Consider the following 24451-nt stretch of genomic DNA (forward strand, 5'->3'; position numbering starts at 1 on the left):
ACAGTGGTAACCTTTAAAAATTTTTTCAACCGGAACCGGTTCCGCAACCACAATACCCGTATTCGTCTATCTCGATACCGCATACGGGACACACTACCCCGGTGCCCTTTACCTCAGTCCACTCCTTGCCGAACTGCAGGAAATGAGGATCTAGGACTCCCTTGACCAGATCCCTTATCGACACTATTCCACTCAGTTTACCTGTCTTTTTGTCTATAATTGGGAGGTGCCTAAAGCCGTTCTCTAGCATTATATTTAAAGCGTCCGCAACAGGAGTGTCGTCAGTGACGCCTTTCACGTCCTTAGTCATGTACTCTGAGACCTTCGCGTCGCACTTACTGTCGGCGAACGCCCTAACTATATCCCTCTCAGTTATAATGCCCACTACAGTGTCGTTGGCGTCTATTACGAGCAGAGAGCCGAGGTTGTGTTTTTTCATTTCCTGTGCAGCAGTCAAGACGCTATCGTCGGCCTTAATCACGTGGACTCTCTTCGTACTAACTTGAGAAACAGTGACCGCCATATGATAAGTTACCGTTCTATCGCTTAAAAACATTTACCCTATGATGAACTGGTAAGCCTTAACCTTCTTTCCCTCTAGCACTACGTAAACAGCGTGGAGAATTCCCTCACCGTACTCGCTACCAGGGTTTATTACAAGGGTTTTCTCGACCTTATCGAATCCCCTGGACTCGTGTATGTGGCCGTGAAGCCCTAGAAGGGGTTGGTACTCCTCTTCAACCTTCCTCACGGAAGTGGAACCTACGTGGGTCATAACTATTTCCCCTCCCCTAACTACTGGCCTTAGATCGTTATCTAAGAGGGGTGCGTTGTCTATGTTCGTGTTGTACGGTGGAGCGTGGAAGTTGAATATGGCCATCTCTGCGTCGCTTACCTTCTCCGCTTCCTCCTTTAACTTTACGTAAAGCTTGTCCTCTTCCATTTCCCTAGGCGTGTGCCAAGGCGTGGGGTTTACGTACCCGAAGGACACCATTTCGTACTTCCCTATCTGAATTACCCTACCCTCAGTTTTCACGAACTTGTCGCTCTCTGAGAGCACGTCAAACATGTACTCTGGGTCGTCGTTGCCAAGGTTGTAGTACACAGGAACGTTAAAGTCGGAGAGCTTCTCCTCCGCTATTTTCATCCAGTTCCTTAGAACGTCGGATATCGCGTTTTTGAAAGCTTCGTCCAGTTTCCTCTTGTCCTCTTTCATCAATTCAACCTCTTTCCTGTCGGTTATGACGTAGTAATTGCCCGAGTTTCTTATCTCGGCAATGACCTGCTGTAGCCCCTCTTTCCCCACTACTTTTCCATCAACTTCGTATTTTCCTTCGCCCAAGTCTACGATAGGGTACAGCGCCTTGCCCGCGAGGTCTCCACCGATTACGAGGGCGTCTACTTTATACATCTTCCCGGCGTTAAGGAATTTCTTGAAAACGATGTCGGAGCCGTGAACGTCGGAAGTGAACAACAGCTTTACTGTGCCGGCAGAAGACTGGGAATTGTTCTTCCTTCCAAATAGCCCCATACAGCTAATACCTATATCGAGTAATTAAAAAATTTAATTTACCACCGAAAACCGTAATTAGTGCAACATAAAAATGGTGGTAGTGGTATTTGTTAGACACGGTCAGAGCGAGTCCAACGTTAACAAGGTATTGTCACACGACGTGCACTCGTACCCTTTAACCGAAGAAGGAAAGGAGCAGAGTAAGAGAACTGCAAAGGAACTAAAGAAACTTAAGGTGGGCAAGATCTTCACGAGTCCTGTCCTAAGGGCCTACCAGACTGCCACTATAATAGGCAACGAGCTTGGCTTGATCCCCATAATAGACGACAGACTTAAGGAAAGACATTTGGGAGACCTAAATAACAAGAGGTTTGACCCTAACAGCCACTGGAAGCTCAAGCTGATTAGGGGAGAGATAGAGGTTAAGGACCTAGAGCCGTGGGAGTCAATGAAAAGGAGGATGACGGACTTCTTGAATTCGGTGCCAGAGTCCGACTCGGTAGTTGTAGCAGTTAGCCATTACGACCCTATACGGGCTCTAATAGGGCACATCCTAGACCTAGACGACATCTCAGCCTACGGGATCTCTTTACTCAACGCCAGCATGACAGTAATAGAACACGAGAGGGAGAAAGGTAGGTTCTACATACACTCAATAGGTTCTCCAGTAATATCTTCTACACTGTTATCTAAACTCAACAGATATATTATAAGTACTAATATATGATAGTATTTTTTGACGTAGATCTCTGTTTATACTATCGAAAATAATAGTATCAATTCTATCAATTGACTTTTCTATAGCTTGTAAAATAATGTTCGAGTCTATTTCTGTTAAATAGTGTTTAGAGATAATATGTGATATACAACTACTTTTTGCTAGATTGCTAAAGAGCCTGGAGTAGTGGGGTCCCCCAAGGCCTAACACCACCTTGTCGCAGGTCACTTTCTCGTAATTTTCCACTCCCCTTAGCACAGCCTCTGCCAGCTTCCTGACGAGTTCTTGGTTAGTCCAGTAGCTGACGTCACTCCCTATCTCCGCGAAGACTACTGGCTTATCTAACGTTGGTCCGTGGTGAGTAGCCTCTATCACCTTGTCTATTGGGATGTCAATTTTCAGTAACTCCCTGTATATGGAAGTGAGTAGCCTTGGAAAGGCGACGCCCAAGGTCCTTGGCTTACCCCCCATGGCCTTGTCAGAGGAGTTTCCGGGGAAGTGGACGGTTAGAGAAGGAATCCCGGCTGAGCTCTCGTGCCTGCTCAGGATAACAATCGCGTCCGCCCTGTCGTAGGTGAAATCGGTCACGTCTTCCCCTACAGAGTCGAAGCCAAATAGCTTCTTCGCGGTTTGCCCTACCGGGTCCTTTTCAGAGACTATGACCTTGATGTTCATAGCTGAGACCTAGCCCTCTCGACCAAGACTGGGGCCAGAGCAAAGCCAAATCTATACCCCGTTATAAGCAAGGCGTTCTCTGCCACCTTTCTCACTATGGGTCTGCCGTCCTGCGACGCTGTCCTAAAGCCCACCCTTATGGAGATATCGTGGGTGTCTATGCTTAAGACCTCAGATAACGTCCTCAAAGTTCTGTTCACCTCCTCGTAGTTCACTTCCTTTGAGGTGTCTTTTACGGAATCTCCGTTCAAGTATAAATACCTTCCCTCCACCGCTATCCTATCCTTGTAGATTAAGATGCCTCTTAGGCCAGCTTTTCGGGTGGTTATCAAGTGGCCTTTATACAGCTGGAGAGGGATCTCTGGAAACAGGGTGCTGGTCTTGAACCCCGTGGTGAACGCGAAGTTGCTCGCCCTTATCTCGCCCTTGCTAGTCAACACGGAGTCGACTCTATTCCCCTTTCTGACTACCTCCACTACCTCAGCCTTCACCACGTTGAGGTTCTCCCTTAGTTTCATCAGCAAATCTTCCCCCTCCACAAATAGGCCATTGTCAAAGTACTCAGCCTCGTCGAGGTCTATTGAGGGCTCCAAGGCTCTTATGTCTTCCCTACTGATCTTCTTCCCGTTCAGACCCTTTTCAGACTTTCTTATTATGTGAACCCTCCTGAAAGGCACTCCCAGTTTCTTGCACAGTTCCTCGTATGCCCTTACCACTGATAGACAGTCATCGTAGAGCTCTCCGCACAATGGTGGCATTATGCTCCATAAACTGGCCTTAGAGTTTTTGGAGTCGCTATCGTCAATGACAACTACTTTCTCGTGCTGAAACCTATTTGCCAGCAATAGCCCAGTTACTCCCCCTCCTATGACTGCTAGGTCATACATGTGGTATTAATTAATTTAACCGAATATAAACTTTTTAAACTAGAGATGAGAGTGATTGTGTATGAGCTCGGACTACGACTCTGAACTTGAAAAGCTCCTAAACAAAAAGCTTAAACAGCTCATCAACGAAAATAAGCGTATGCAAGAAAAACACGAAGAAAAGGAACTAGTTGCTCACCTCACTTCAGAGACATTCGACGATTTCATAAGATCGCACAAGGTAGCTATAGTCGACTTCTGGGCAGAGTGGTGCGCCCCATGTATAATCTTGGCGCCAATAATCGAAGAGCTAGCCAGGGACTACCCACAAGTGGGCTTTGGGAAGCTCAACTCTGACGAGAACCCAGACATAGCATCTAGGTATGGCGTGATGAGCCTGCCTACCGTGATATTCTTCAAGGACGGTGAACCAGTGGACGAAGTCCTAGGGGCAGTCCCCAGGGAAGAGCTAGAGGTAAGGCTTAAACAGCTGATAAAGTGATAGAGAGATGAAACCGCTTCTATTGGGAGTAGACGCGTTAAGTTACACTAGCTTTATGAAGTGTAACCCTAGGTTTCTCCTAGCGTTGTTCAGCAGTACGTTCAGGGGCGTCGTGCTCAACAAAAAACCCCAACACCCAGCGTCCTCATGGATGAGCGTACTGGAGATGCAGGAAGTAAAGGGAGACTCCTTCTTCAAAGACGTGGAGACCCCCAAGCTCATTAAGGAAACCAACGCAGTTGCGATTAACATTCCCATAACTAATCCCACGTACGGCGAGGTAAGTTTTGAGTACAACGACTCTGTGTCCCCACAGGAGGAGATATCGAAGGTCGCGGAGGCCATTTTGGAGGAGCTTGAAAGCAGACCAGTCATAGCTAGCATAACGGTACTTGACAGGATGCTCCACAAGAGCAAGGAAAACAAGTGCGAACTCTACAAGCAGGTGGACGACGCAATAAGGAAAATTGTAAACAAGGCAGATGACTTCGTGCTGTTCTCGCCCTTTGGGGAACCGACCTCAGATAGGCCAAAAGAACACGAAGATTACGGAGTCTACTTGTCTACTATGCCTAGGCCAAACGAACACGAGACCGTAAAGCTGTACGAAATAGGTGTGCTCTTTAAAAGGCTAGTGGGACAATAGCGGGGCTGCATGGTAGGGCACATCGAACGCCCTCCTAACCAACATAGCCGAATAAGTCTTTTTCAGCTGGACGAAGATCCTGCCAAAGGTAAACGTTAACCTAGTTTTATCCCCTTCCCTATCAAACCTTAGGAGCCCATCATCGTCGCCCGCGATCATCATGCACAGGATGCCCTGCGAGTAGAATGGAAGGTCTAACCCTTTCTTCTGCTTAACAAAGTCAGAGACGGCGTTTTCAGCAGATATCATAGCGCCCCTGGCGGTTTTAGCTGGGACCATACCCTTGGCGGAGTCGCCGAAAACGTATATGTTGGAGAACTTCTTGTGCCTAAACGTGGGCAACTCTACGTCAGCGAAGTTGCCCTCGACTAGGCCAGACTTCCTGAGAAATGAAGAAGCGCTCAGCTTGGGGAGTACAGACTTGATGTCTGCCTCAACCTCTGTACCGTTGTTTAACACTACCTTATCCTTCTTTATTTCCTTAACTCCCTTGCCTTTTAGCACCTTCACCCCTCTCTTCTCAAAGTACTTATTGGCAGTGTCGGAGACCCACTTTGCTGGAATCTGGCCGAACACCCCGTTGGGGCTCTGCGTGGACAAGTAAATTTCGCCCTTAATACCCCTCTTCCTTAGCAAATACTCGGCGATGAGGACAACTTGATAGGACGGTCCCTCGATTGGGTTTTCCGTATGGTTGCCCACAAAGACCTTCACCCCATCTTCTGCACTATTTAGCGAATCCCTCAGTCCCAGAAAGCCCTCCAATACGTGATGCATGAAGGCGTGCTCATGGCCGGGGATGGCGTTGAATGTCTCTTCATAGGAACCACCCAGAGCTACGAAAAGGTAATCGTAATCGTACTTGCCCTTACTTGTCTTCACCTCGTTTGACTCGGGGAGAACGTCTTGGACTTCTGCCTCTACAAACTCTATCCTCCTTTTTAGAGTCCTCAGCAGCGTCAAATTGGGTGTCGTTTACGTCCACCAACCCTATCAACAGACCAGGGAATATCGTGTTTTCCATGACGACTCTAGACTTGGATATTAATGTAATGTCGAAGTCGGTGAACTTCTTAAGCTTATACGCTGCTGTTAACCCTGCATAGCCTGAACCTAGGACTAAGATTTTCATGGAGTTTTTACAACAAAAACTAACTATTCAACATTGTTATAAAACGGGTATAATGCCATTATAACTGGGTCGACGTAGAGCCTCGTCCTGTCGATGTACTTGGTGAGAACGCCTATTGCTCCAACGTTGTACTTGGAGCCAGTGAGGGAAAACAACTTGTCCACTGCTTCTCCGAGCTCCACCCCCCTTAGTACCATTTCGAATACGCTCTTGGGCAAGGTGAAGGAGGCCGACCTCGACATGTTCTCCTTTCCCTCATTGCTTACAACGTACACTACCGCAAAGGCCACGGGAAAGCCCATATCTACGCATACTCCCCCTTCTATGCCTATCCCTAGGTCTGCCCCAGTCTTTTTTAACGACTTCACGGCCCTATTCCTAGCACCTACGTAGGTCTCTTCGCACATGGGCTGGGGTGACACCCCAGGCTCAACTTCCACAGGCACTACTTCTGCATTAAGTCCCACGGTCTCTATTGCAATCCTGACCGCGTCAACCTTGGCCGGATTTGTACTGCCCACTGAAACTAACATTTTTAACCGCCCTAAAGTCCTCTATTTTATGGTAACAATAAAAGTTGGTGCCCTAGCAGACTCCGGAGACCTATATCCCTTTATCCCACTCATGGAGGGAAGGGTAAGGCCAGAAGGGTTTAACCTCGAGTTTGAGGTGATACCGACGGTCCAGAAAGTGAACGAGAAAGTCTTAAAGAGGGAAGTTGACGTCTCTGTCCCATCGGCTGCCATGTACCCCTATATTCAGGGCGACTACTTTATCCTGAGCAACGCAGTCGCTTCAGCCATAGACGGGATCACCGGTATGCCAATACTTTCCAGCGAAAAGATGGACGTAAAGGACTTGAGCAACTCAAGGCTTATAGTTCACGGTCCTAACACCACTGCCTTCACTCTTTATAGGCTCCTCATAGGCAAGTACAAGAAGCTGGTCATCATAGAGAGGGTGTTGGACGAGATAAAAGCCCTTGGTAAGGAGGGTGACGTCCTAGTAGCTGTTCACGAGATTAAGATGATGTATGCCATGAAGAAGCTTGGCGTCACCCCCAACGTTGTCACCAGCATGTGGGACTTATGGAAGAGGGTGTCCAACGACACTCCTATGCCCATGGGAATGGTGGTCTTCAACAAGGACTTGGGAAGGGACCTAGCACTAAAGTTCAAGGAAACCTACGAGAAGAGCAAGAAGTACGCTGAAAAGCACTTGGACGAGATAATTCCCAAGGACGTTGAGATAATGAGGGAAGCCCAAGGCGTAAACATAGACAAGGAGATCGTAGAAAGGACTATATGGGCTGACATCCAGGAGTACAACGTCCCACAAGAGAAGGTGATAGAGGGGCTGAACAAGTTCTACAAGTTGGCCGAGGAAAGGGGAGTATTACCTAATGTGATCAACCTAGACGTCGTCTAAATGACCCCGTGAAAGTACGGGATCTTCTTTTTAGTAAAAAGGATCTCTACCTCCTCCCTCATCTCCTTCAGTACCTCTAGGACGATAAGGAGGTAGTCCTTTGGTATCATGAGTTCAGTAAGGTATATATCTCCTTGGTCGCTCTCCAGGATAGCTGAATACCTAATAAAAGGTACGTACTCAAGCCTTTCCCTGACTACCTCGTTGAAAGAGAAGACGTCTATCACGTAGTCCCTCCTTCCGTAGTCGAGGATAAAACTGGTAACTATTCCCTTGTTGAGAAATTCCTTGAGTATCTCGTTAAAGGAGTAGATAGACCTTAATGAAGAGTACAGGATAACTTCGGAATCCCCTTCGTACTGGAAGTGGGGCCTTTCTCCCTCAGCCTTGATCTTAAAGGATAGATCCCACATATCGTAGGCAAAGTCGTACGCCTCTGGGATCCCCGAGTAGTTCAAGAACTCCTTTACCCTTAGTCCTTCCTTGCCAAGGGACATGCAAAGGTCCTCCCTTATGTTCCTCCTCACGCATTCCTTTTCGTCGAAGTTAAACCTCAAGCTACTAAAGGAGAAGACTGGCGTAAAGTAAAGGTCCTTTATTCCCTCCAGCTCCTTTTTGACGTCCTCTTCAGACTCTCGTAGAACTTTTGCCAGTAGGCTTGGGTTGGGCCCTATCGACCTCATTAACTTTATCATTCGCGCTTTTTTCAAGTACATTTGCCAATTTCTTCCCCTTGGTGGTTTTAACCTTTTTAGGTACTATCTTTACCTCTACCATGACCACCGAGTCAAACGAGTAGACTATCCTGTTGACCTTTTTCCTGACCTTGTATGCCTTCCTAAGCTCCGCGTTCTCCGGCATCCTAACTATAACGTATACCATGAAGAACGAGCCAAGCCTCCTCACGTATACCTTGGACACGTCAATGTTGAAACCTTTGAGTATCTCATATATCCTCTCCTTCATAGGGCACTCGCAACTGGCCCCTACTAGGGACAGGATAGATTCCTTGACTTCCCTGGCGGTATCTACCAGGATAAATAGTATTATGACAACTATCACTGAAACGTTGAAGTAGTAGTTCTCAGAAATTATTGCAATCCCACTGATTATTTCCATGACGAAATCCAGCTTGCTGTGAAGCAGGTCAGTCCTTACAACGCCTATCCAGCTGTAACTCCTCTCTATGAGGTAGGCAACGAGGGTTATTCCAGAGGAGGCCCAAGCAAATGCGGACAACCAGCTTGGCACCTCGTAGTTGGCCTTAAACACCATGGAAAGGTAGTCCACCGAGAGAAAGACAATGACGCCAGAGGTCATCAAGATAGCTAGGCTCTCGAGATTGTAGAGGCCCCATGGGAACCGCCTTGTCCTTCTGTACACTATCTTTAACAGAATGGAATAGAGCAGTGCCCCAAACGCGTCCAAGAAACCGTGGTAGGAGTCGACTATAAGTAAGGAAGAGTTGTAAATCCTGGCGAAAACTATTTCAATGCCCGTGACCCCAAAAATCATGACGCTGGTAACAAGGAATACCCTGGAGGCTGAGTTTAGCTTCTCTAATGGAAGCAATTCTCATCACTCTCCACTCATAAATTTGTATGAATATTTTAAAATATTAGCCTTCTAATGTAAAAAGTCTTCGTCTAAGCATTAGACGAGTTACGTTACTAGCGTTCATGGTCCTATGATCTCAACCCAGTTGAAGTCCTTTTTACGTCTCGATTTAAAGTAAAGTTTATAATTATTAAATTATGATGTAGAACTATGTCTGATGAAAAGTACGAGATCAAAAGTTTCAAGGACTTAATAGAAGCTCTATTTAAGTACGATAACTGGTATTTAGGCGGGTTTATTATAGCTTTAATACTGTTTGTAATATTTGACCTGGCTGTCTATCATCCTTAAATAAAATAAGAAGATTTTTTTATACATTCGTACATACACTTTTGTGGGATATAGTTGGCAAGGGTAAACATAGCTGCGGACGCGGATATAGTTAAGGAGCTGGAGAAGGAGGTAAAAAGTAGAGGATATACGATATACGCCGTCACAAACATCGCACTCAGAGCTATCCTAGAGGTACTTAAGAGCGGGGAGGACTCCACCACGCTACTAGATCTCGTAGAACTTTACAAGATAAGTAAAGACCTTGATCTAATACCTATCCCTTCCTGGTTTATAGAAAGCCTGGTAAAGCTCGGATACGAAAAAGACCAGAAGAAGTTTGAGGAGGTATGCGAAGGCGCAGGAAAGCAACTCTCCTCCTACTTGAAATCGAGGGCATCTAACTTCGAGGACTTAATCCAGATATACTCCGAGATCAAGGGAGTATTACCCGTAAAGGACATTAACGTTAAGAGCGGTGGCGACGGAATGTTTGACATAAGGCTCACGGGGACGGGATTTAACGTTGAGGCTACTCTGTGTGCGGGTCTGGCGTTTAAGAAGATCTTGGAGACCTATTCCTTAGAAGTAAAGGAGATAAATCCTTCGCCCGGGGGTATAATCTTCATAAGGGCAAGGTATTCAGGGCCAGCCTAGTTTCTCGTTGCAACTCGAGAGTATTCTGCACAGCACTTGGTTAGTCTCCAATGGCACGGAGCTGATCGAATAAGATTCCTTGAAAAGCTCCAAGACCTCTCTAGAAAACTTCCCATGGGGAAAGGCCCCAATGCCTAACAAGGTTTTATCGTCTATTTCCTCGCACAGCTTAGTGGGAGGGACGTAAATACCGTCCTCGTTGAGTAGGACTAGCTTATATTCCTTGGAGAGGTCGGAGAGAGTGAGGTCTGTCACTTCCATTAGGGGGTTCTGTGATCCAGGGGGAACCTTTCCGTTAATTAAAAGCTGTTCCATTAAGCTCACAAATCTGTTATAGTTCTTGGGTGGTCTTACCTCCCTGTTTACCTTGATAATCTTCGAGCCTATCGTGTGTATGTAGAGGTCTCCCCTCACAAACGGTTCCGTGAGGAAAAGGATCATGGCCGAGTGGACAATGTCAGGCCGTCCCCTCTTTTCCCTGTCCTTCAAGTTTTTCATTGCGAAGTAATGCACAGATATGTCAAGGAGGACTTCCGTGGGCTTCTTACCTCTCTTCTTGGCGTTCTTCACCACGCTAGGGTGATTGGAGATTTCGCGGGGGATAAGTTCTAGAGACGACTCGAGCAAAACGACGTTAACTCTCAAGTTGTTCCCCGCGGTCAGAACAATCACAGACTACTTGAGATTAAAGCTTTTCATGACAAACACGCTTTAATTTTGCCACTCAATTACCGTGAAGAATGAAAGGAAGGATACTTAAGAGGGCTATGAGGCTTATTGACGACGCCGTCGACTTAGCCAGAAGGGGCGAGATAGAACTAGCAAAAGATTACGTAACGCTGGCAAAGGAGTACTGTTCAAAGACTAGAACCAAGTTGCCGTTAAATTACAAGAGAAAGGTCTGCAGGAAGTGCAATGTCCCCCTTATTCCCGGAGTAACTGAGAGAAGGAGGATAAGGGGAAAGATTTTAATTAGGACTTGCCTATTATGTGGGTGGACAAGACGCTATGACCTCAGAAAGAATAAACGAGAGAATAAAGAGGCTAAAGATGGGGGAAACAGACGTTAGGATAGGTAAAAACGGAATCAGTGAGGGAGTCATAAATGAGATCAAGAGGAGACTTAAAGAGCACGAGGTCGTGAAGGTGAGGATAGGAATGAAAGACCTTGACAGAAGGGAAGTAGCACAAAGGGTGGCCAGCTTGACTAACTCGAAAGTTATTGAAGTAAGAGGTTATACGTTTATGCTGAGGAAAATTGATAGCAGTTGACTGGTTTAGGATTTCCGGACACGCTAACGTAAAGGCAACCCATAGGAGTACCTTGGAGTTCACTAAGGACAACTTTCTTACGCCTAGGGGGAATTGCATCTTAGGTATTTCTTCCGAGAAGGCCGTGAGCGACTTAAGCCAAAGCGTAAAGAACCTAATACAATCGGGATCCAACGTTTACGCCGTCGTTGTGGTTGAAGGGACATACGACATAATAAAGGCTGTTGGCTCAAGACTTCTAACCCTGAGCGACAAGAACAAGATGATCGTAAGAAAATCGGACTTCATCTCGGACTCGACTTTGGCAATAAGGGCAAACAAATCTGCCGCCGACGTAAATAGAAACCTAGTAGATAAGCTAAGGCGTGGATCTAAGGGGACTGTTTACGTTGTCGCAAGCGACGCTACACTTAAAGATGAAGAGGTCCTTGGCGTAGTCGTTAACCTTAACACAAGAGGTTAGCTCTGCTGTCCTCTCAAGGACGTAGTACGTTAACTTTCCCTTTGTAACCCTGCACAGCTCGTGGAGGAATTCCCTCACCATTGTAGGGTTGTCCCCTATAACCACGTCGAACGACTTATCGCGGAAGGGCAGAAAGCTTGCGTCGTAGTTAATTACGTCAACCGAGCGGATCTTGTTCAACTCCATTGACCTCTTTAGCATGTACAGCCCTTCCAGGTTGAGATCCCCAGCTACTACGTAAGCTCCTGTGACGGCTAGGTTTAGGGCTATGGGGCCGTATCCCGCGAACGCGTCCAAGACCTTATCTCCCTTCTTCACTTCTCTCCTCAGCTTTAGCCTCTCCCCTGCCATAGTGGGGTTAACGTAGACTTTTGCCACATCGACGTAGAACTTTAGGCCGTTTTCCTTGTAAACTGTGTCCGTCTTGTTCTCTCCAGCTATTAGCTCGAGCTCGTTTACCCTAAACTGCCCTGTCACTTTCTTCCTTAGGAACACGCTCCTTACTTTTCTGTTAACTGACATTATGACTTCTCCTACCTTACTTGTGTCCACATAGTCTTCCCTCATACTAACGAGAGCTATGTTCCCTATCACGTAGTAGCTCGAGACGCCCGGTACGAGTTGGTTTAGCCTGGGAGTCCTCTTCTTAGGAGCTGGTTTACACTCCACAAACTGAATTTGATCCGCTCTAATTTCCCTTACTGGAACCACGATGTAATCTCCCTCGTAGGAAAGCTCAAAATCTGGGTCAATAACTAGGCTTTTCCTTAACTCGTTAAACTGCCTCCTGGGTATCTTGGCGCATAAAACCATTTTTCCTTGGATAAATAAAAATGGCTCTAAAAAATAATAAATGCGATTCTTACTCCTTCTTAAACTTACTCATTTCTGAGCTGTGCCCTGCGAACACCGAGGCGTTAGGGTCTATGTACTTCTTTGCTACGCTGGTCGCTATTGCAGCCTGCCCGAAGCCTACCGCTATTAGTGCTAGCTTAGGCGCGCCTTCCACTTGGGCCACGTCTCCGGCAGCATATACGCCAGGCAAGTTGGTCTGCATCATGGCGTCTGTTACTATGTCCCTCCCCTTCATCTTTAGACCCCACTTAGGTATGTTCCCTAAGTCGCCCTTGTGGCCTATGCTAATTATGACAGCGTCTACGTCCAATACTTTTTCCTCCTTGGTTCTATTATCGAAGATGATAGCCTGGTTTACCCTCTGGCCGTCGCCCTTAACTTCCTTTAACTCGTGCCAAGTATAGACCTTTGCCACTTGGAAGAGTTCCTTAACGCTCCTCTCGTGTGCCCTAAACTGATCCCTCCTATGTATTAAGGTCACTGACTTGGCTATTGGGGCCAGAGTCAACGCCCAGTCCACTGCGGAGTCTCCACCGCCCACTATTAACACTCTCTTTCCTTCGAAGTCCTTCTTTCTCCTCACTGTGTAGTAAACTCCCCTATTTTCGTACTCTACTTCTCCTTTTGCGCCTAGCCTACTTGGCATTAACCTCCCTAGACCTACAGCCAATAAGATTGTCTTGGTCTTGAAGGAGTTTCCCTTATCTGTCTTCAATACGTACATCCCATCACTGGTCTTCTCTAGGCCATCAGCGACCTCGCCTGTCCTAATGTCTGGGGAGAACATTTTAGCCTGCTCAACTAGCTTTTGCGCAAGGTCGTAAGCTAGTATTCCTGGAAAACCGCCTACGTCGTAGACCATTTTCTCTGGGTAGAGTGTTACTAGCTGTCCTCCTAGCTCGTCTTGAGCATCTATAAGTAATACCTTCATGTCCCTGAGGCTGGCGTAGAAAGTCCCAAAAAGCCCTATAGGACCTCCTCCTACTACTATCATGTCATACTCGCTCATACCAAATCACTGGACAGTAGTTTTACTGTACTTAAAATATTTAAAACTTAGCTAAATGTGTAGTTATAGATTCCGGAAATTGGGCATTTCCTTTGTCATCTGATTTTAGGGTAGGCTTTTAGGCATGTGCCCGCTTTTAGTGCTTGCGTGTTTCGACTATAGACAAGCTGAGTGGGTGCCACTTTTACTATATTCTTTATTCCCTATTCCTTGTAGTCAAAGACTTTACAGCACGACAACGCCATTAGCTGCTCTATCTGCCTTCGTCTAGGGCTTTGTTTGAGACCCCAGATACGTTATGTTCCGGGCTTAAGTTGCCAGAGCACCTTACTATTACATCGATGGAGAACACTTTGCTCTCGTTTATAATTTCAAGTCTACCGTTTGCTTTCAACAACCTTATCTTGAACACCTTCTCCTTAGCCTTGCCGTTGACCCTAATTGTCGCCCATCCGTTTACGCCGTTTACAAGTATTGTGCATTTGCCTTCCACCTTCAATAATACTGAGCTCGAGGGCTTTACGGTAACCCTTAGCTCTCTGTAGTTCTCTCCAGGGAACTTCATCCCTTCTACAATAATTTTGTTGTAATACTTGAGCCACAGTACGTACAAAAGTGGTAAAGGTAAAAACAACAACAAGAGCAAGTAAGCTAACATCTAGCTACTCATCTAGATAGTTTAGGCCATTCCACAATTAAAACTGACCTCCTCGTCTTGCCTACCTCAACTCTCAAATATCAGCGAAAGGTACCTGCAAAGAGTTAAAGCGATTACCGAGCGAATTTACTTCAGTAAGTCCTTATTGCCTTGAAAACTACTAACAACGGCAACAAGGCCACTACGTCCACAATTACCCAAGCTAAGTGACCAGAAAAGCTCGCCAGTGGTTCTAGCCAAGTGCCTATAACTATGTTTAACGAGTTCACCTCTGCTAGCCCTATGCTAGAGTTAAGGCCCTTAGTTTCAACAGCTACAATGGAGTATAGGATCGAAATAGCCAACTCGTTAAAAACCCCCAAGGCCACTATCCCAATGACGTAGAGGTTCGTGTAGAGAAGTAAGCTGGGCAAGATCCCCATTACTGACGAGAATAGAAGGAGCTTAACCTTATTCCCCCTGTCGCCCAAAAACCCGAGGAGGCCTCCCACCAACGACGATACAAGCAACAGCGAGGTTACTGCTCCCCCCTCCACGTCACTCACGTATAGGTACTCGTGGGCAAAAGTTGGAAAGAGCTCCCCTACAACATAATAGACCCCCCAAACGCCCGACGTAGCTACGCCAAAATAGAGCACTTTTACGTTCCTAATCACCTCCCAGTTAGGGAGGTAATTGGGTAGCCTCCAGTTAATAAACGCCGATAGGAGGGTTATTGCTGACAGCAATATTGTGGCAAACTTGAAGCCAAGTAGTTGGTCAAGGAATACCCAGTTTAACCCAATTATGCCTCCTAAGCTAAACGAGGCGTTGTAGAGGCCCATGACCCTCCCTAACCTATCCTTGTTTAGCTCTGCTAGCAGAGCGCCCCCGCTGGAGAAGAAAAGGGACGCACCTACTCCCCCGAGAAAATAGAACAAGACTACTTGGAAGAAAGTGGACGACGTGGAAACAAGGAAAGCCGAGACGGACATTATGAGGAGACCGAGGGTCACGGAATTCCTCAGTCCGATCTTCGTGGAGAGAAATGCGGAGGGCAGTTGCATTGTTCCGGAGCCTATAAAGAAGGAGAAGGGAATAAACCCAGCCAACGAGCTACTTACGTTATATTTAGATAGGATATAGGGTATTTCGGGCGAAAGGTAGAACCAGCTTATGGAGTACACGACCCTAGCTAAGTATATCGTCTTCCCTTTCATTGGCATAATTAGCCTAACAGAAGACTATTAAATAGCTTCCCAAGAATAAACTTCAAAAGATGAAAGTTAAAATCGTCAGCAAACCGACGCCAAACGTAGACGAGATAAAGGAACGTATTAAAAAACTGACCAACAAGTACGGTCTTGTGCTGACGGAGGACGAGCCTGACGTGGTAATTGCAGTAGGGGGAGACGGGACGCTACTCAAGGCCATAAGATACTTCAAGCCGATTGTGGCTGTTAAGGCTGGACGGAGAGGTTTCATGATGGACGTTATGCCTGAGAACCTAGAACAAGCCTTTTCCAGGCTGGTGAAACACGACTACGTCACAGAGGAGTACATGCTCCTAGAGACAGAAGTCGAGGGGGTTAAGGCACTGGCATTTAACGAGATAGGCATTCTCTACGATAAGCCCGAAGCACTGAAAATAAACGTAAAGTTCCTAGAGGACAGCGTTGTCTTCGAGGGAGATGGGGTCCTGGTCTCTACGCCCCAAGGGAGCAGTGCGTGGAGTTTCTCCATTAGCGGTAACTACGTGTATAGGGTCAACGCGCTCGAGGTATGCTTAGTAAACCCAATACTAACATCGCTGAAGTCCGTGGTTATTCCTCCAGTCAGCGTTAGGTTAACCGTAATGGACAAGGGGTACCCGCAAATGGCTAGAGTGGTCTCAGACGGGGAGATAGTAGCTAAGGTGCGTAACAACACGGAGATCGAGGTTAGGGTAAGCGACAAAAAAGCTAAAATACTCAGATTTTACAAGATTGACCCGATACAGGGTATACTGAATGGAAAACGTGATATTTGACACCGCTGGGTTTTTGGCGGGTCTGGAAAATTACTTCAATAAAGTATATACTACCCCACAAGTTGTAGAAGAGGTAAGGGATTCCTACTCCAGGGTGCTGCTAAGCCTTGCAACAAGCTCGGGGAAAGTAATCGTTATGCAACCCGAAAGGAGGAACGTAGAGGACGTACGCAACATACTTAGAAAAATAGGCGAGTACACGTTGTCCCAAACCGACGTGTCTATAATCGCGTTGGCAATACAACTTAAACCAAGCGTGGTGTTTACCGACGACTTCTCCGTCCAGAACGTATTAGCTAGGCTCGACATAAAGTATAATTCAGTGAAATTAAATAAAAGTGTGAAAATTGAAAAAGAATATCAATATATGTGTAAAAACTGTGGAAAAGTATACAGGACAAGAAAGGAAACATGCGAAATTTGCGGAGGCGAAATAATAAAAACTACTAAGAACATAAATAAAATCCACTGAATATTTTAAAACTTAATTTTGCAGCAAAGTTTAATTAGAAGTTTAAATCTTTTTTGGGTATGAAAGAAGCTGAGGCCATTCTTACCAAGTTAGTAAAGCTTGGGGCAAACAGTTATATCCTTTCTAAAGTTACCGGCTTGCCATCGACTAGGGTAAGGTATGTGATAAACAACTTAATGAGTCTGTACGGCTTGTCCATTGCTACCCTAATATCCACTGAAAGCCTTGGACTGAGAAAGGCGATCGTCATCTGTAGCAACAGTAAGCTAAAGATGGAGACTCGAAAAAGGTTGCTTTTCCCTATAGCCCACCTCTTTAGGCACGACGTGGAAAGGGACTACTTCTTTGTAGTAGTGTACTTCGTTGACGATGGGCTAAGCAGGCTTCGCGAGGTATTAAAGGAACTGAAGAATAAGGGCATAACTGAGTGTGAAGCCTTTGAGATTAGTAGGATCAAGAGGTTCATCGTAAAACCATCGTGTATAGACTTCGAAACTGGAAATAAGATATGCGAGGACAAGATAGTTATAACCAACGATACTAACAAGAGGATCCCTGGCGTCTCCAAACTCACTAAGACCGATATAGACTTCCTTGCCACTCTTCAACATAACCCGTTTATAAATTACCTCTTGTACCCACGTTGGAGGTTTATCAAGAGGCTGGTATCGGGGTTCTTCTTCAGCCTGGGCAATTTCTCTTTCATCATTGACGTCCTTTCGGATAAGGAACTACCTCTGAGTTTCCCAAACTTGGCGTGGTCTGCAGAGACGGAGAAGGGATACTTAACAGAGGTACTGGCCGATGACGACAACTTAGAGAAGATCGTGAAGATGGCCAAGGTTTACTCCAGTGACATATTAATAGTACCAGCAACTACAAGCTATGCGGAGGGCTACAGCATACCCTACGAGATATTTAAGGGTCAATGGCTGTTTCCGAAAATAATAATAACAAACTCTTGAATAAATCTCAGAAAATCATGGACGTAGATAGCTTTAGGGACCTCGTGCCCATAACCAAGAAGTTCAAGTACCTAAACCATGCTGCAATATCCCCAACTCCATTGCCCGTACTCTTCGAGACCTTCAGCTACCTATACAGGGTTGCCCAACTAGGGACTATTGCAGTAAACGAGGAGGAGAGTGACGAGTTTCTTCACATAAGGGTGAGGATAGCTAAGCTAATTAACTCTTCCCCTGAGGAGGTATCCCTTATCCCTAATACTTCATTTGGGGTCAACCTAGTGGCTCACGGCATTACGCTAGAATCAGGGGATAAGGTCGTCACGGACAGCTTAGAGTTTCCAGCCACAGTGTTTCCATTCGTCAAATTAGCGAAAAAGGGAATTAAAGTCTCCGTCGTTAAGGCGAGGCCGGAGTCCCTAGAGGATGACATAATCGGCGAAATCGACGAACGTACCAAGATCGTCAGCGTAAGCCACGTTAGCTTTAACACGGGCGTCAAGCTGGACGTAAAGAGGGTTGTGGAGAAGGCCAAAAAAGTGGGGGCCTACGTCCTTCTAGACATAATACAGAGCGCAGGCGCCCTAAAGGTTGACGTCAAGGAGTTGGGAGTGGACTTCGCGGTAGCCGGTGGCTACAAGTGGCTGATGGCCCCTCAAGGTTCTGGCTTCATATATGTTAAAAGGGGCCTTCTTGAGGACCCTCCGTTTTACGGTTGGAAAAGCGCGAGGGATTACCTCAAGTTCGACCCTACGATTTTTGAGCTAGAGAAAGGACCTAGGAGGTTTGAGATAGGGACTATAGACGTCGCCTCAAACTTGGGGCTAGCCAAGTCAGCTGAAATACTCTTCCAGCACAAAGGCGAAATAGAGAGGAGAGTACTTGACCTCAGCAAGATAGCTATAGAGCTTGCCGAGGATAGGGGATTGGAGGTCATTACGCCAAAGGAAAAGAGATCCGGGATCATAGTTGTTAAGGTCAAGGAACCCAGAAAGGTGGCAGAAAGGCTCCTCCAGAAGGACATCGTAGTCTCACCCAGGGGAGAAGGCATAAGGATATCTGCTCACTTTTACAACACTGAGGAGGAAATTAGGGAAGCTATTTACGGGATAGCAAGCTCATAGTGTTCTCGAAGGCTCTCTTGGCCCTTTCTGCTATGTCATGGGGAACCTTTACCTCGTAGACCTCTTCTTTTAAAGATCGCAGAACTTTCTCCAGGGTAATCATCGCCATATATGGACATCTTGCACATGCGCAAGCCTCAGTAGTGAGCAATGGGTAAAAGGTCTTCCCTGGGACTTGTAGCTGGAGCGCGTTAATCATTCCTAGTTCAGTGGCCACTATGAACTCCTTTGCTTGGCTCTCCCTAGCGAAGCTTATCATCTGGTTTGTGGAGCCGACGAAGTCGGCCTCCTCCAGTACTTCTAGGGGTGATTCGGGGTGGGCCATCAGCAAGGCGTTGGGATACCTCTTCCTTGCCAGCCTAACTATCTGCCTAGTATAAGAGGCATGAACTATACACCTCCCGTTAGGTGGGACCTTCACTAGCTTTTTGCCCGTCTTCTTTTCCACGTAGTTTGCCAAGTTAGCGTCTGGACCGAAGAGTATTACGTCAGAATCAAGGGAACTTACGACCTTTATCGCCGTAGAGGAGGTAACAATGTAGTCGGCGAGGGCTTTGGCGTAGATGCTAGTGTTTATGTAGAGCACCACTGGGGCATCTGGGTGCATTTTCTTATACTTGAGAAGCGTCTCCACATCAAGGGAGTCGGAAAGACTACACCCAGCGTTGGGGTCAGGAGAGAGCACCTTTTTGTCTTGGTTCAAGGCTGCTGCTTGTTCTGCCATGAAGTAAACTCCAGCGAAGACTATCACGTCTGCGTTGGTCTTCATCGCCTTGACTGCCAAATCGTAGGAGTCCCCGGTGAAGTCGGAGACCAGCTGGACTCCGTAGTCCATGTAATTGTGGCCAAGTATTATCGCGTTCTTCTCCTTTTTCAGTTTCTTTATCTCGGATACGAGTTCTTCAATTTTGCTCATACCGAACTCATGTTCGGTTTACGTTTTGTGGTTAATATTCTTTTTTACCGAAAAGTAAAGTTCTTCGAGATCCTCCAGGATCCTCACCAACATGCCGTAGAGGATCTTGTCGTCCACGTCAGCCAAGCGTTTTACCAAGTTAAGGATGTCTATGATCTCTTGTGCCAGTTGGACGGAAATGACGTTTTCCCTCATAAGCTCCCATATTGCCCTTTCCCTGTCCTTTTCGCCCTGCAACTTGTTCTCGACCACGAAGAAAACTAGGTCTACGAAGTCCCTTACTGCTTCCCTTATCCTGGCGTTAGTTGCTCTGTCCAACTCGAACTCCTCTAGGCTAATACTCGTACCTTTCTCTATAACCCTGTACAGACTCCAGAAAGCCTCATCAAAATCCTGCATCTGAACTGTCGTTTTTCAACTTTTTATCTTTAAACTTTAAATCTAATTGAGCAATCTGAAAGGGGGAACGCCATGCCAGACGTCTTGGGAAAATTCTCTGAGGAAATTAAAGGGAAAAGGGCAATGTTTCTCCTTGTTATAGCCACAACAGACGTCAGCTTAATACCAGGGATAACCATCGCTGGGGCTACGGAAGAGCTAACCCATTTTACCCCTCCAGCAGACGCTGAATTTCTTGTCTTGGGGAAGTGTAAGGTTATTAACGCCATACCCGTTACTCCAAGCGGTCTTCCGACCCCCGCAGTGATCTCCAGGGCGTCCCTATCCTCGCTGAAGGTTAACGCGTTAGTAGTCGACGCGGGTTCTAAGATAAAACCCAACATACCTTACGTAGACCTAGGCGGAGAGCCTGGGAGGGACATAAGAAAGGGGTCTCTTAAGAGGGAAGTGGCAGAAAGGATAATTGAGAGAGGAACTATATTAGGGGAAGAGCTCTCCAACGACTACGAACTACTAATAATAGGCGAGTCGATTCCCGCTGGCACTACCACTGCTATGGCAACTCTAGCGGGACTGGGTTACGATGCCATGGACAAGGTGAGCTCCGCTTCGCCCGATAATCCCAAGGCCTTAAAGAGGAAAATAGTGGAGGAGGCGTTGAGGGACTTGCCTTCCGACATCATGGGTAGGCTCTCCAAGCTGTCCGACCCCATGCTCTTGGGAGTTGCGGGAATATCCCTGGGATTTAAGGGGAAGGTATTACTCGCAGGGGGTACCCAAATGGTTGCAGCCTCAGCCGTAATTAAAGAATTAGGAGGGAGGGAAAAGCTTAACGACGTGGGAATAGGGACAACACGGTGGATAGTCGAGGACAAGTCCTCTGACATAACCGATTTAGCCAAGCAGGTGGGAGTCAAGCTCTCCTTCGTTAACCTCGACTTCTCTAGGTCGAGGTTTGACGGGCTGAGGGCTTATGAAAGGGGCTTCGTGAAGGAGGGTGTAGGGGCTGGAGGTCTTTCCCTCTTTTCCACTTTGCAAGGGATAAGCGAAGAAAGGATTTTAAGCAAGGTTGAGGAGATATATGAGAACCTCCTGAAGGAAGCGAAATGATAGTTGCTTTAACAGATGAGGGCCCATTGGCTAAGAACATTGCTAGGGAACTTAAGGGAGATAAGGTAATCGTGGTGGACACCCCGCAAAAAGTCCTTACCGTGAGGCCAGAGGTAGTAGTACACACACTGGAGGTTCCCTTCTTCGAAAACAGGGCGCACATGTGGAACTACAACACGTGGTACTCCGTAAACATAGCCAGGGCCTCCAATAAGGTAGGGGCCACCAACGTCTATTTCTCCACGTTCATGATATTCGACGGCAAAAAGGGGTACTACCACGAGAACTCCACTCCCAACCCCATAAATTTTTACGGAGTATCTAAGCTAGCTGGAGAGGTCGGAGTTACTGCTTTAGGCAACTACCTAGTGTTAAGGGTAGGAGCGCTCTACTCATTAAACTCCAGGGGTTTCCTATTCCCCTTTTTTAAAGCTGCCTTCGCTGGGAGGAACTTGAGGTGCAATAAGAACTTTTACGTCTCTCCCATAAGCCTGCACGCTTTCTCAAAGGTGGTCTCAAGGTTTATACACGAACAAATTAGGGGAATAATAAACGTGGCTGGGCCCAGGATCTCCCTCTACGAAATGTGTGGCTTAATAGCCGATCTCTTCGGGGTGGAGAGTATAGGAATAGATGGACAATACAGGGACTTCTCGCTGGACACGTGGCTTTTAAATAGTTTTAATATAAAAATTTCATTAAAGGAAGATTTGGTGGACGCCATTGAGCACAGAATTCTTAACGATGAGGGAAAAGATATTCCTGTTGCTTAAGTACGCAGAGGAGCCGATGACCGCAAGGGACATAATGAAGGCCTTGGGTATAAGGAAGGAGAAGGAGGTCTACGACCACATATTCCACCTGGCTAAGTCCTCAAAGAGGAAAGACTACGTGGTCCTTATGGTCTCCCCCAAGTGCGAAAACTGTGGCTACAAGTTCGAGGTGGAGTTCCCCAAGAAACCAGGCAGGTGCCCAGTGTGTAAGTCGGAAAGAATTTCCCCGCCAAAATTTTTAATCAAGGAAAAGAAGGATATGAAGTGAAGGCCGTATTTATCGACATGGGAGAGACGCTAGTGAGGTTCAAGCCGAGGTTCCACGAGTCCATCGCCAAGGCTATATCTGAAGAGGGATTTGAGGTAGATGAGAGGAAGGTATTTAGGGCACTCATGAAGGTGCTCGGTAAATGCAATTTTCCCCACTACGATGGACTGAGCCAAGTTAACTTCAGGGAACTCTTTTACCATATGGGGCTTTACGTCCCTAGCGAAGTCGTAAAAAAGCTTGAGAGGAAGAACTACCTTGCAGAGGAGTACGAGCTCTACGAGGACGCCATACCGTTCCTGGAGGAGGTGAGGAAAAAAGGGTACAAAGCAGTATTGGTCACAAACACTACGAAGAAAGTCAACCAAATCGTCAGGGATCTTAACCTTATGGAACACTTGGACGGAATTGTGGCTTCCTGCGATTACAACGTAATGAAGCCACACCCTAAAATTTTCCACTATGCCACTAGGGTTGCCAGAGGCGAGGGAGTTCACATAGGCGACGTGTACGAGATTGACGTATTGGGAGCTAAGAGGGCGTACTTACCTGGAATACTGCTCGACAGGCTGGACTACTATCCGGAAATAAAGGAGAACAGGGCGAGGAACCTTTTCGAGGCCCTAAGCCTCATTGAGAAGCTAGACGGGTAGTTTTCCTTCCTCTATCATGTCCAGAAGTTCGATAACACCTTCTCCGTCCGGTTTAGAGAGAACCAAATCCGAGATCCTTTTGACTTCTTCTAGGGCGTTGTTGACGGCTACCTTAAAGTCCGCTACCTCAAATAACGTGATGTCGTTCTGCGAGTCACCCACAGCGACTATCTTGCCTTTGAACCCCATCATTCTGAGCAGCGTTAATATCCCAGCCCCCTTGTTCACACCCCTTGGAAGGATCATGGCATCGTTTCTGTTCCACTCCACCTTAACCTCTAGGTCAGAAAGTATTTCCTCCACTTTTGGCGAGTTATTAATGTAGATTATCACTTCGCCATAGGTAAACTCTATCCCGTTCTTCTCCAGCCTCTTTCCTACTTCGTAACGAGTTGTGGGCCAACCCTTTGGAACGTTGTAGATCACCTTTCCGTTTAGCAGTAATAGGGCCCCATTCTCCAACACCCACGCCGTAGGAGACAAGCCGTAGGCTAGCCTTTCTATGAACCTCCTCTCTCGTCCAGTAACTACCACGAACTTGTGCCTCCTCGAGAAGTCGTTTATTCTCCTCTTTACCCTTTCGGATACAAAGAAGTTGTCTTTTTCCTCCGAGAGAGTCCTATCGTAGTCTGAAGCTACTAGCACCTCACTCAAACTTGTACCCTAGTTTTTCAATGACGTCTTTCATTATAAGGGCATCTTTCTCCAGCTCTGGGCTCTCACATATCAAGGTAATCGATATATCCCTGCTTAAGATTTCTCTAGCTAGAGGCTCAAAGGGAGGTGTGTTATAGGTTACTGACCTATGGACGTCCACGTACTTTCCTTTCCTAATCTCCAAGCCCTCAAAGTGGGAATTAATGTGGGCCAAGTGGAGCTCCTTTACCAGTCTATCAATTATTTCGCCGTAATTTATCTGCCCTCCCTGTCTTGCAAAAGTGTGAGCCCAGTCTATGTAGGGGATTACTCTCTCTACCTCCTTCGATATCGCTATGACCTCATCAATTGTTCCAAACGCCGTTTCCTTCGCCATCGTCTCCACGCCCAGCTTTACTTTGTAGCCGTTCTCCCTTACCTTGTCAGCAACCTCTCCTAGCTCTGCTTTTAGCTTTGAGAAGCACTCCTCTGGCTTTAAGTCCCCGTAAAACCCTACGTGAATTGCTATGGCGTCGGCCCCCATTGCGTCTGCCCTATCTGCAGTATCCAGGAGCCTCTTCTTCGACGCCTCAACTTTTTCCTTCTCTTCCGAGCAAAGGTTTATGAAGTAAGGAGCGTGAACGGAAAGCCTTACACCCAACGATTTTGCTACTTCGCCAGCTTGGGTTGCCTTTTCCCTGCTCATCCTGACGCCTTGAACGAACTCCACTTCCATTGCATTAAGCCCTAGCTCCTTTACCCTCTTTATCCCCCCTATCGTGTCCTTTCCTTTAGCAGAGAGAGGCACGCCGGCTGTACCTAGGTATATCTTGGGCTTAGGCATAG

At 46.7% G+C, this 24451-nt stretch carries 35 protein-coding genes; 17 read left to right on the forward strand and 18 right to left on the reverse strand.

Annotation, left to right across the window (positions count from 1 at the left end):
* Nucleotides 1-25 precede the first annotated feature (25 nt).
* Together MPF33_09215 and MPF33_09220 are read right to left on the reverse strand one after the other, a co-directional pair.
* Entirely contained in the window at nt 26-523 is a 498-nt protein-coding gene (locus MPF33_09215) for a CBS domain-containing protein (protein ID MCI2415401.1), read from the reverse strand.
* 33 nt (nt 524-556) lie between these two features.
* A complete protein-coding gene (locus MPF33_09220; protein MCI2415402.1) occupies nt 557-1531 on the reverse strand; it encodes a metallophosphoesterase in 975 nt (324 codons plus the stop codon).
* Between the two features lie 73 nt (nt 1532-1604).
* On the opposite strand from MPF33_09220, the gene MPF33_09225 reads away from it, so the two are divergent.
* Complete coding sequence (locus MPF33_09225; protein ID MCI2415403.1) at nt 1605-2240, forward strand: 2,3-diphosphoglycerate-dependent phosphoglycerate mutase; 636 nt, start codon at nt 1605-1607, stop codon at nt 2238-2240.
* Here the strand turns inward: MPF33_09225 and MPF33_09230 are convergent.
* Entirely contained in the window at nt 2199-2906 is a 708-nt protein-coding gene (locus MPF33_09230; GenBank protein MCI2415404.1) for a D-tyrosyl-tRNA(Tyr) deacylase, read from the reverse strand. The two genes, MPF33_09225 and MPF33_09230, sit on opposite strands and share 42 nt — an antisense overlap.
* Nucleotides 2903-3793 carry an FAD-binding oxidoreductase gene (locus MPF33_09235; protein MCI2415405.1) on the reverse strand — a complete coding sequence of 297 codons (891 nt, stop codon included), beginning with the start codon at nt 3791-3793 and terminating at the stop codon, nt 2903-2905. The genes MPF33_09230 and MPF33_09235 overlap by 4 nt, the downstream gene beginning before the upstream one ends.
* Nucleotides 3794-3854: 61 nt before the next feature.
* Between MPF33_09235 and trxA the strand changes: the two genes are divergently transcribed.
* Both trxA and MPF33_09245 read left to right on the forward strand, forming a co-directional pair.
* Complete coding sequence (trxA, locus tag MPF33_09240) at nt 3855-4274, forward strand: thioredoxin (GenBank protein ID MCI2415406.1); 420 nt, start codon at nt 3855-3857, stop codon at nt 4272-4274.
* A 7-nt stretch (nt 4275-4281) separates the two neighbouring features.
* On the forward strand, nt 4282-4920 hold the full coding sequence (locus MPF33_09245; protein ID MCI2415407.1) for a hypothetical protein: 639 nt from the start codon (nt 4282-4284) through the stop codon (nt 4918-4920).
* On the opposite strand, the gene MPF33_09250 is transcribed toward MPF33_09245, so the two are convergent.
* Genes MPF33_09250 through yjjX form a run of 3 tightly spaced genes read right to left on the reverse strand, consistent with a single transcriptional unit; the run spans nt 4906 to nt 6585 of the window.
* A complete protein-coding gene (locus MPF33_09250) occupies nt 4906-5883 on the reverse strand; it encodes an FAD-dependent oxidoreductase (GenBank protein ID MCI2415408.1) in 978 nt (325 codons plus the stop codon). The genes MPF33_09245 and MPF33_09250 overlap by 15 nt on opposite strands.
* Nucleotides 5789-6052: an NAD(P)-binding protein gene (locus MPF33_09255; protein MCI2415409.1), complete on the reverse strand. Its 264-nt coding sequence runs from the start codon at nt 6050-6052 to the stop codon at nt 5789-5791. Before MPF33_09255 ends, MPF33_09250 begins: the two co-directional genes overlap by 95 nt.
* A 23-nt stretch (nt 6053-6075) precedes the next feature.
* Entirely contained in the window at nt 6076-6585 is a 510-nt protein-coding gene (gene yjjX / locus MPF33_09260) for an inosine/xanthosine triphosphatase (GenBank protein MCI2415410.1), read from the reverse strand.
* A gap of 28 nt (nt 6586-6613) precedes the next feature.
* Between yjjX and MPF33_09265 the strand changes: the two genes are divergently transcribed.
* Nucleotides 6614-7480, forward strand: coding sequence for an ABC transporter substrate-binding protein (locus tag MPF33_09265; protein ID MCI2415411.1), 867 nt, complete (start codon nt 6614-6616; stop codon nt 7478-7480).
* On the opposite strand, the gene MPF33_09270 is transcribed toward MPF33_09265, so the two are convergent.
* Entirely contained in the window at nt 7477-8163 is a 687-nt protein-coding gene (locus tag MPF33_09270) for a hypothetical protein (protein MCI2415412.1), read from the reverse strand. The genes MPF33_09265 and MPF33_09270 overlap by 4 nt on opposite strands.
* Entirely contained in the window at nt 8108-9052 is a 945-nt protein-coding gene (locus MPF33_09275) for a cation transporter (GenBank protein ID MCI2415413.1), read from the reverse strand. The genes MPF33_09270 and MPF33_09275 overlap by 56 nt, the downstream gene beginning before the upstream one ends.
* A gap of 195 nt (nt 9053-9247) precedes the next feature.
* Between MPF33_09275 and MPF33_09280 the strand changes: the two genes are divergently transcribed.
* Together MPF33_09280 and MPF33_09285 are read left to right on the forward strand one after the other, a co-directional pair.
* Nucleotides 9248-9388 carry a hypothetical protein gene (locus tag MPF33_09280; protein ID MCI2415414.1) on the forward strand — a complete coding sequence of 47 codons (141 nt, stop codon included), beginning with the start codon at nt 9248-9250 and terminating at the stop codon, nt 9386-9388.
* Nucleotides 9389-9442: 54 nt separating this feature from the next.
* The gene (locus tag MPF33_09285) at nt 9443-10024 is read left to right on the forward strand and encodes a hypothetical protein (GenBank protein ID MCI2415415.1); all 582 of its coding nucleotides are present in this window, start codon (nt 9443-9445) and stop codon (nt 10022-10024) included.
* Here the strand turns inward: MPF33_09285 and MPF33_09290 are convergent.
* The gene (locus MPF33_09290) at nt 10010-10696 is read right to left on the reverse strand and encodes a 16S rRNA methyltransferase (protein MCI2415416.1); all 687 of its coding nucleotides are present in this window, start codon (nt 10694-10696) and stop codon (nt 10010-10012) included. The two genes, MPF33_09285 and MPF33_09290, sit on opposite strands and share 15 nt — an antisense overlap.
* A gap of 68 nt (nt 10697-10764) precedes the next feature.
* On the opposite strand from MPF33_09290, the gene MPF33_09295 reads away from it, so the two are divergent.
* The 3 genes from MPF33_09295 to MPF33_09305 are packed head-to-tail and all read left to right on the forward strand — an operon-like array spanning nt 10765 to nt 11759.
* Nucleotides 10765-11094, forward strand: coding sequence for an RNAse P, Rpr2/Rpp21 subunit (locus MPF33_09295; GenBank protein MCI2415417.1), 330 nt, complete (start codon nt 10765-10767; stop codon nt 11092-11094).
* A complete protein-coding gene (locus MPF33_09300; GenBank protein MCI2415418.1) occupies nt 11075-11296 on the forward strand; it encodes a YhbY family RNA-binding protein in 222 nt (73 codons plus the stop codon). The genes MPF33_09295 and MPF33_09300 overlap by 20 nt, the downstream gene beginning before the upstream one ends.
* On the forward strand, nt 11283-11759 hold the full coding sequence (locus MPF33_09305; GenBank protein ID MCI2415419.1) for a DUF371 domain-containing protein: 477 nt from the start codon (nt 11283-11285) through the stop codon (nt 11757-11759). The genes MPF33_09300 and MPF33_09305 overlap by 14 nt, the downstream gene beginning before the upstream one ends.
* Here the strand turns inward: MPF33_09305 and MPF33_09310 are convergent.
* The 4 genes from MPF33_09310 to MPF33_09325 all read right to left on the reverse strand — a co-directional run bounded on the left by MPF33_09310 (nt 11655) and on the right by MPF33_09325 (nt 15486).
* Nucleotides 11655-12572: a methyltransferase domain-containing protein gene (locus tag MPF33_09310; GenBank protein MCI2415420.1), complete on the reverse strand. Its 918-nt coding sequence runs from the start codon at nt 12570-12572 to the stop codon at nt 11655-11657. The two genes, MPF33_09305 and MPF33_09310, sit on opposite strands and share 105 nt — an antisense overlap.
* Before the next feature lie 49 nt (nt 12573-12621).
* Nucleotides 12622-13623: an NAD(P)/FAD-dependent oxidoreductase gene (locus tag MPF33_09315; protein ID MCI2415421.1), complete on the reverse strand. Its 1002-nt coding sequence runs from the start codon at nt 13621-13623 to the stop codon at nt 12622-12624.
* 253 nt (nt 13624-13876) lie between these two features.
* Nucleotides 13877-14188, reverse strand: coding sequence for a hypothetical protein (locus MPF33_09320; protein MCI2415422.1), 312 nt, complete (start codon nt 14186-14188; stop codon nt 13877-13879).
* Between the two features lie 224 nt (nt 14189-14412).
* On the reverse strand, nt 14413-15486 hold the full coding sequence (locus tag MPF33_09325) for an MFS transporter (protein ID MCI2415423.1): 1074 nt from the start codon (nt 15484-15486) through the stop codon (nt 14413-14415).
* 53 nt (nt 15487-15539) lie between these two features.
* On the opposite strand from MPF33_09325, the gene MPF33_09330 reads away from it, so the two are divergent.
* Genes MPF33_09330 through MPF33_09345 form a run of 4 tightly spaced genes read left to right on the forward strand, consistent with a single transcriptional unit; the run spans nt 15540 to nt 18850 of the window.
* On the forward strand, nt 15540-16289 hold the full coding sequence (locus MPF33_09330; GenBank protein ID MCI2415424.1) for an NAD(+)/NADH kinase: 750 nt from the start codon (nt 15540-15542) through the stop codon (nt 16287-16289).
* A complete protein-coding gene (locus MPF33_09335) occupies nt 16270-16761 on the forward strand; it encodes an NOB1 family endonuclease (protein MCI2415425.1) in 492 nt (163 codons plus the stop codon). Before MPF33_09330 ends, MPF33_09335 begins: the two co-directional genes overlap by 20 nt.
* 59 nt (nt 16762-16820) lie before the next feature.
* Nucleotides 16821-17726 carry a hypothetical protein gene (locus MPF33_09340; GenBank protein ID MCI2415426.1) on the forward strand — a complete coding sequence of 302 codons (906 nt, stop codon included), beginning with the start codon at nt 16821-16823 and terminating at the stop codon, nt 17724-17726.
* Between the two features lie 17 nt (nt 17727-17743).
* Nucleotides 17744-18850 (forward strand): aminotransferase class V-fold PLP-dependent enzyme, encoded by a 1107-nt coding sequence (locus MPF33_09345; protein MCI2415427.1) that lies wholly within the window; start codon nt 17744-17746, stop codon nt 18848-18850.
* Here the strand turns inward: MPF33_09345 and nadA are convergent.
* Nucleotides 18825-19766 (reverse strand): quinolinate synthase NadA, encoded by a 942-nt coding sequence (nadA, locus tag MPF33_09350; GenBank protein ID MCI2415428.1) that lies wholly within the window; start codon nt 19764-19766, stop codon nt 18825-18827. The two genes, MPF33_09345 and nadA, sit on opposite strands and share 26 nt — an antisense overlap.
* Before the next feature lie 18 nt (nt 19767-19784).
* Nucleotides 19785-20165, reverse strand: a complete 381-nt coding sequence (locus MPF33_09355; protein ID MCI2415429.1) for a hypothetical protein — start codon at nt 20163-20165, stop codon at nt 19785-19787.
* 72 nt (nt 20166-20237) lie between these two features.
* Here MPF33_09355 and MPF33_09360 point away from each other — a divergent pair, with 72 nt between their 5' ends.
* Genes MPF33_09360 through MPF33_09375 form a run of 4 tightly spaced genes read left to right on the forward strand, consistent with a single transcriptional unit; the run spans nt 20238 to nt 22969 of the window.
* The gene (locus tag MPF33_09360; GenBank protein MCI2415430.1) at nt 20238-21275 is read left to right on the forward strand and encodes a TIGR00303 family protein; all 1038 of its coding nucleotides are present in this window, start codon (nt 20238-20240) and stop codon (nt 21273-21275) included.
* A complete protein-coding gene (locus MPF33_09365; protein ID MCI2415431.1) occupies nt 21272-22048 on the forward strand; it encodes a sugar nucleotide-binding protein in 777 nt (258 codons plus the stop codon). Before MPF33_09360 ends, MPF33_09365 begins: the two co-directional genes overlap by 4 nt.
* On the forward strand, nt 21999-22316 hold the full coding sequence (locus MPF33_09370) for a transcriptional regulator (GenBank protein ID MCI2415432.1): 318 nt from the start codon (nt 21999-22001) through the stop codon (nt 22314-22316). Before MPF33_09365 ends, MPF33_09370 begins: the two co-directional genes overlap by 50 nt.
* Nucleotides 22313-22969 (forward strand): HAD family hydrolase, encoded by a 657-nt coding sequence (locus MPF33_09375; protein MCI2415433.1) that lies wholly within the window; start codon nt 22313-22315, stop codon nt 22967-22969. The genes MPF33_09370 and MPF33_09375 overlap by 4 nt, the downstream gene beginning before the upstream one ends.
* Here the strand turns inward: MPF33_09375 and MPF33_09380 are convergent.
* Together MPF33_09380 and MPF33_09385 are read right to left on the reverse strand one after the other, a co-directional pair.
* The gene (locus tag MPF33_09380) at nt 22958-23623 is read right to left on the reverse strand and encodes a phosphoglycolate phosphatase (GenBank protein ID MCI2415434.1); all 666 of its coding nucleotides are present in this window, start codon (nt 23621-23623) and stop codon (nt 22958-22960) included. The genes MPF33_09375 and MPF33_09380 overlap by 12 nt on opposite strands.
* Nucleotides 23616-24449 carry a TIM barrel protein gene (locus MPF33_09385; protein ID MCI2415435.1) on the reverse strand — a complete coding sequence of 278 codons (834 nt, stop codon included), beginning with the start codon at nt 24447-24449 and terminating at the stop codon, nt 23616-23618. Before MPF33_09385 ends, MPF33_09380 begins: the two co-directional genes overlap by 8 nt.
* Nucleotides 24450-24451 lie beyond the last annotated feature (2 nt).

It is taken from the genome of Candidatus Aramenus sp. CH1, from assembly GCA_022678445.1.
In the GTDB taxonomy this organism is placed as follows: domain Archaea; phylum Thermoproteota; class Thermoprotei_A; order Sulfolobales; family Sulfolobaceae; genus Aramenus.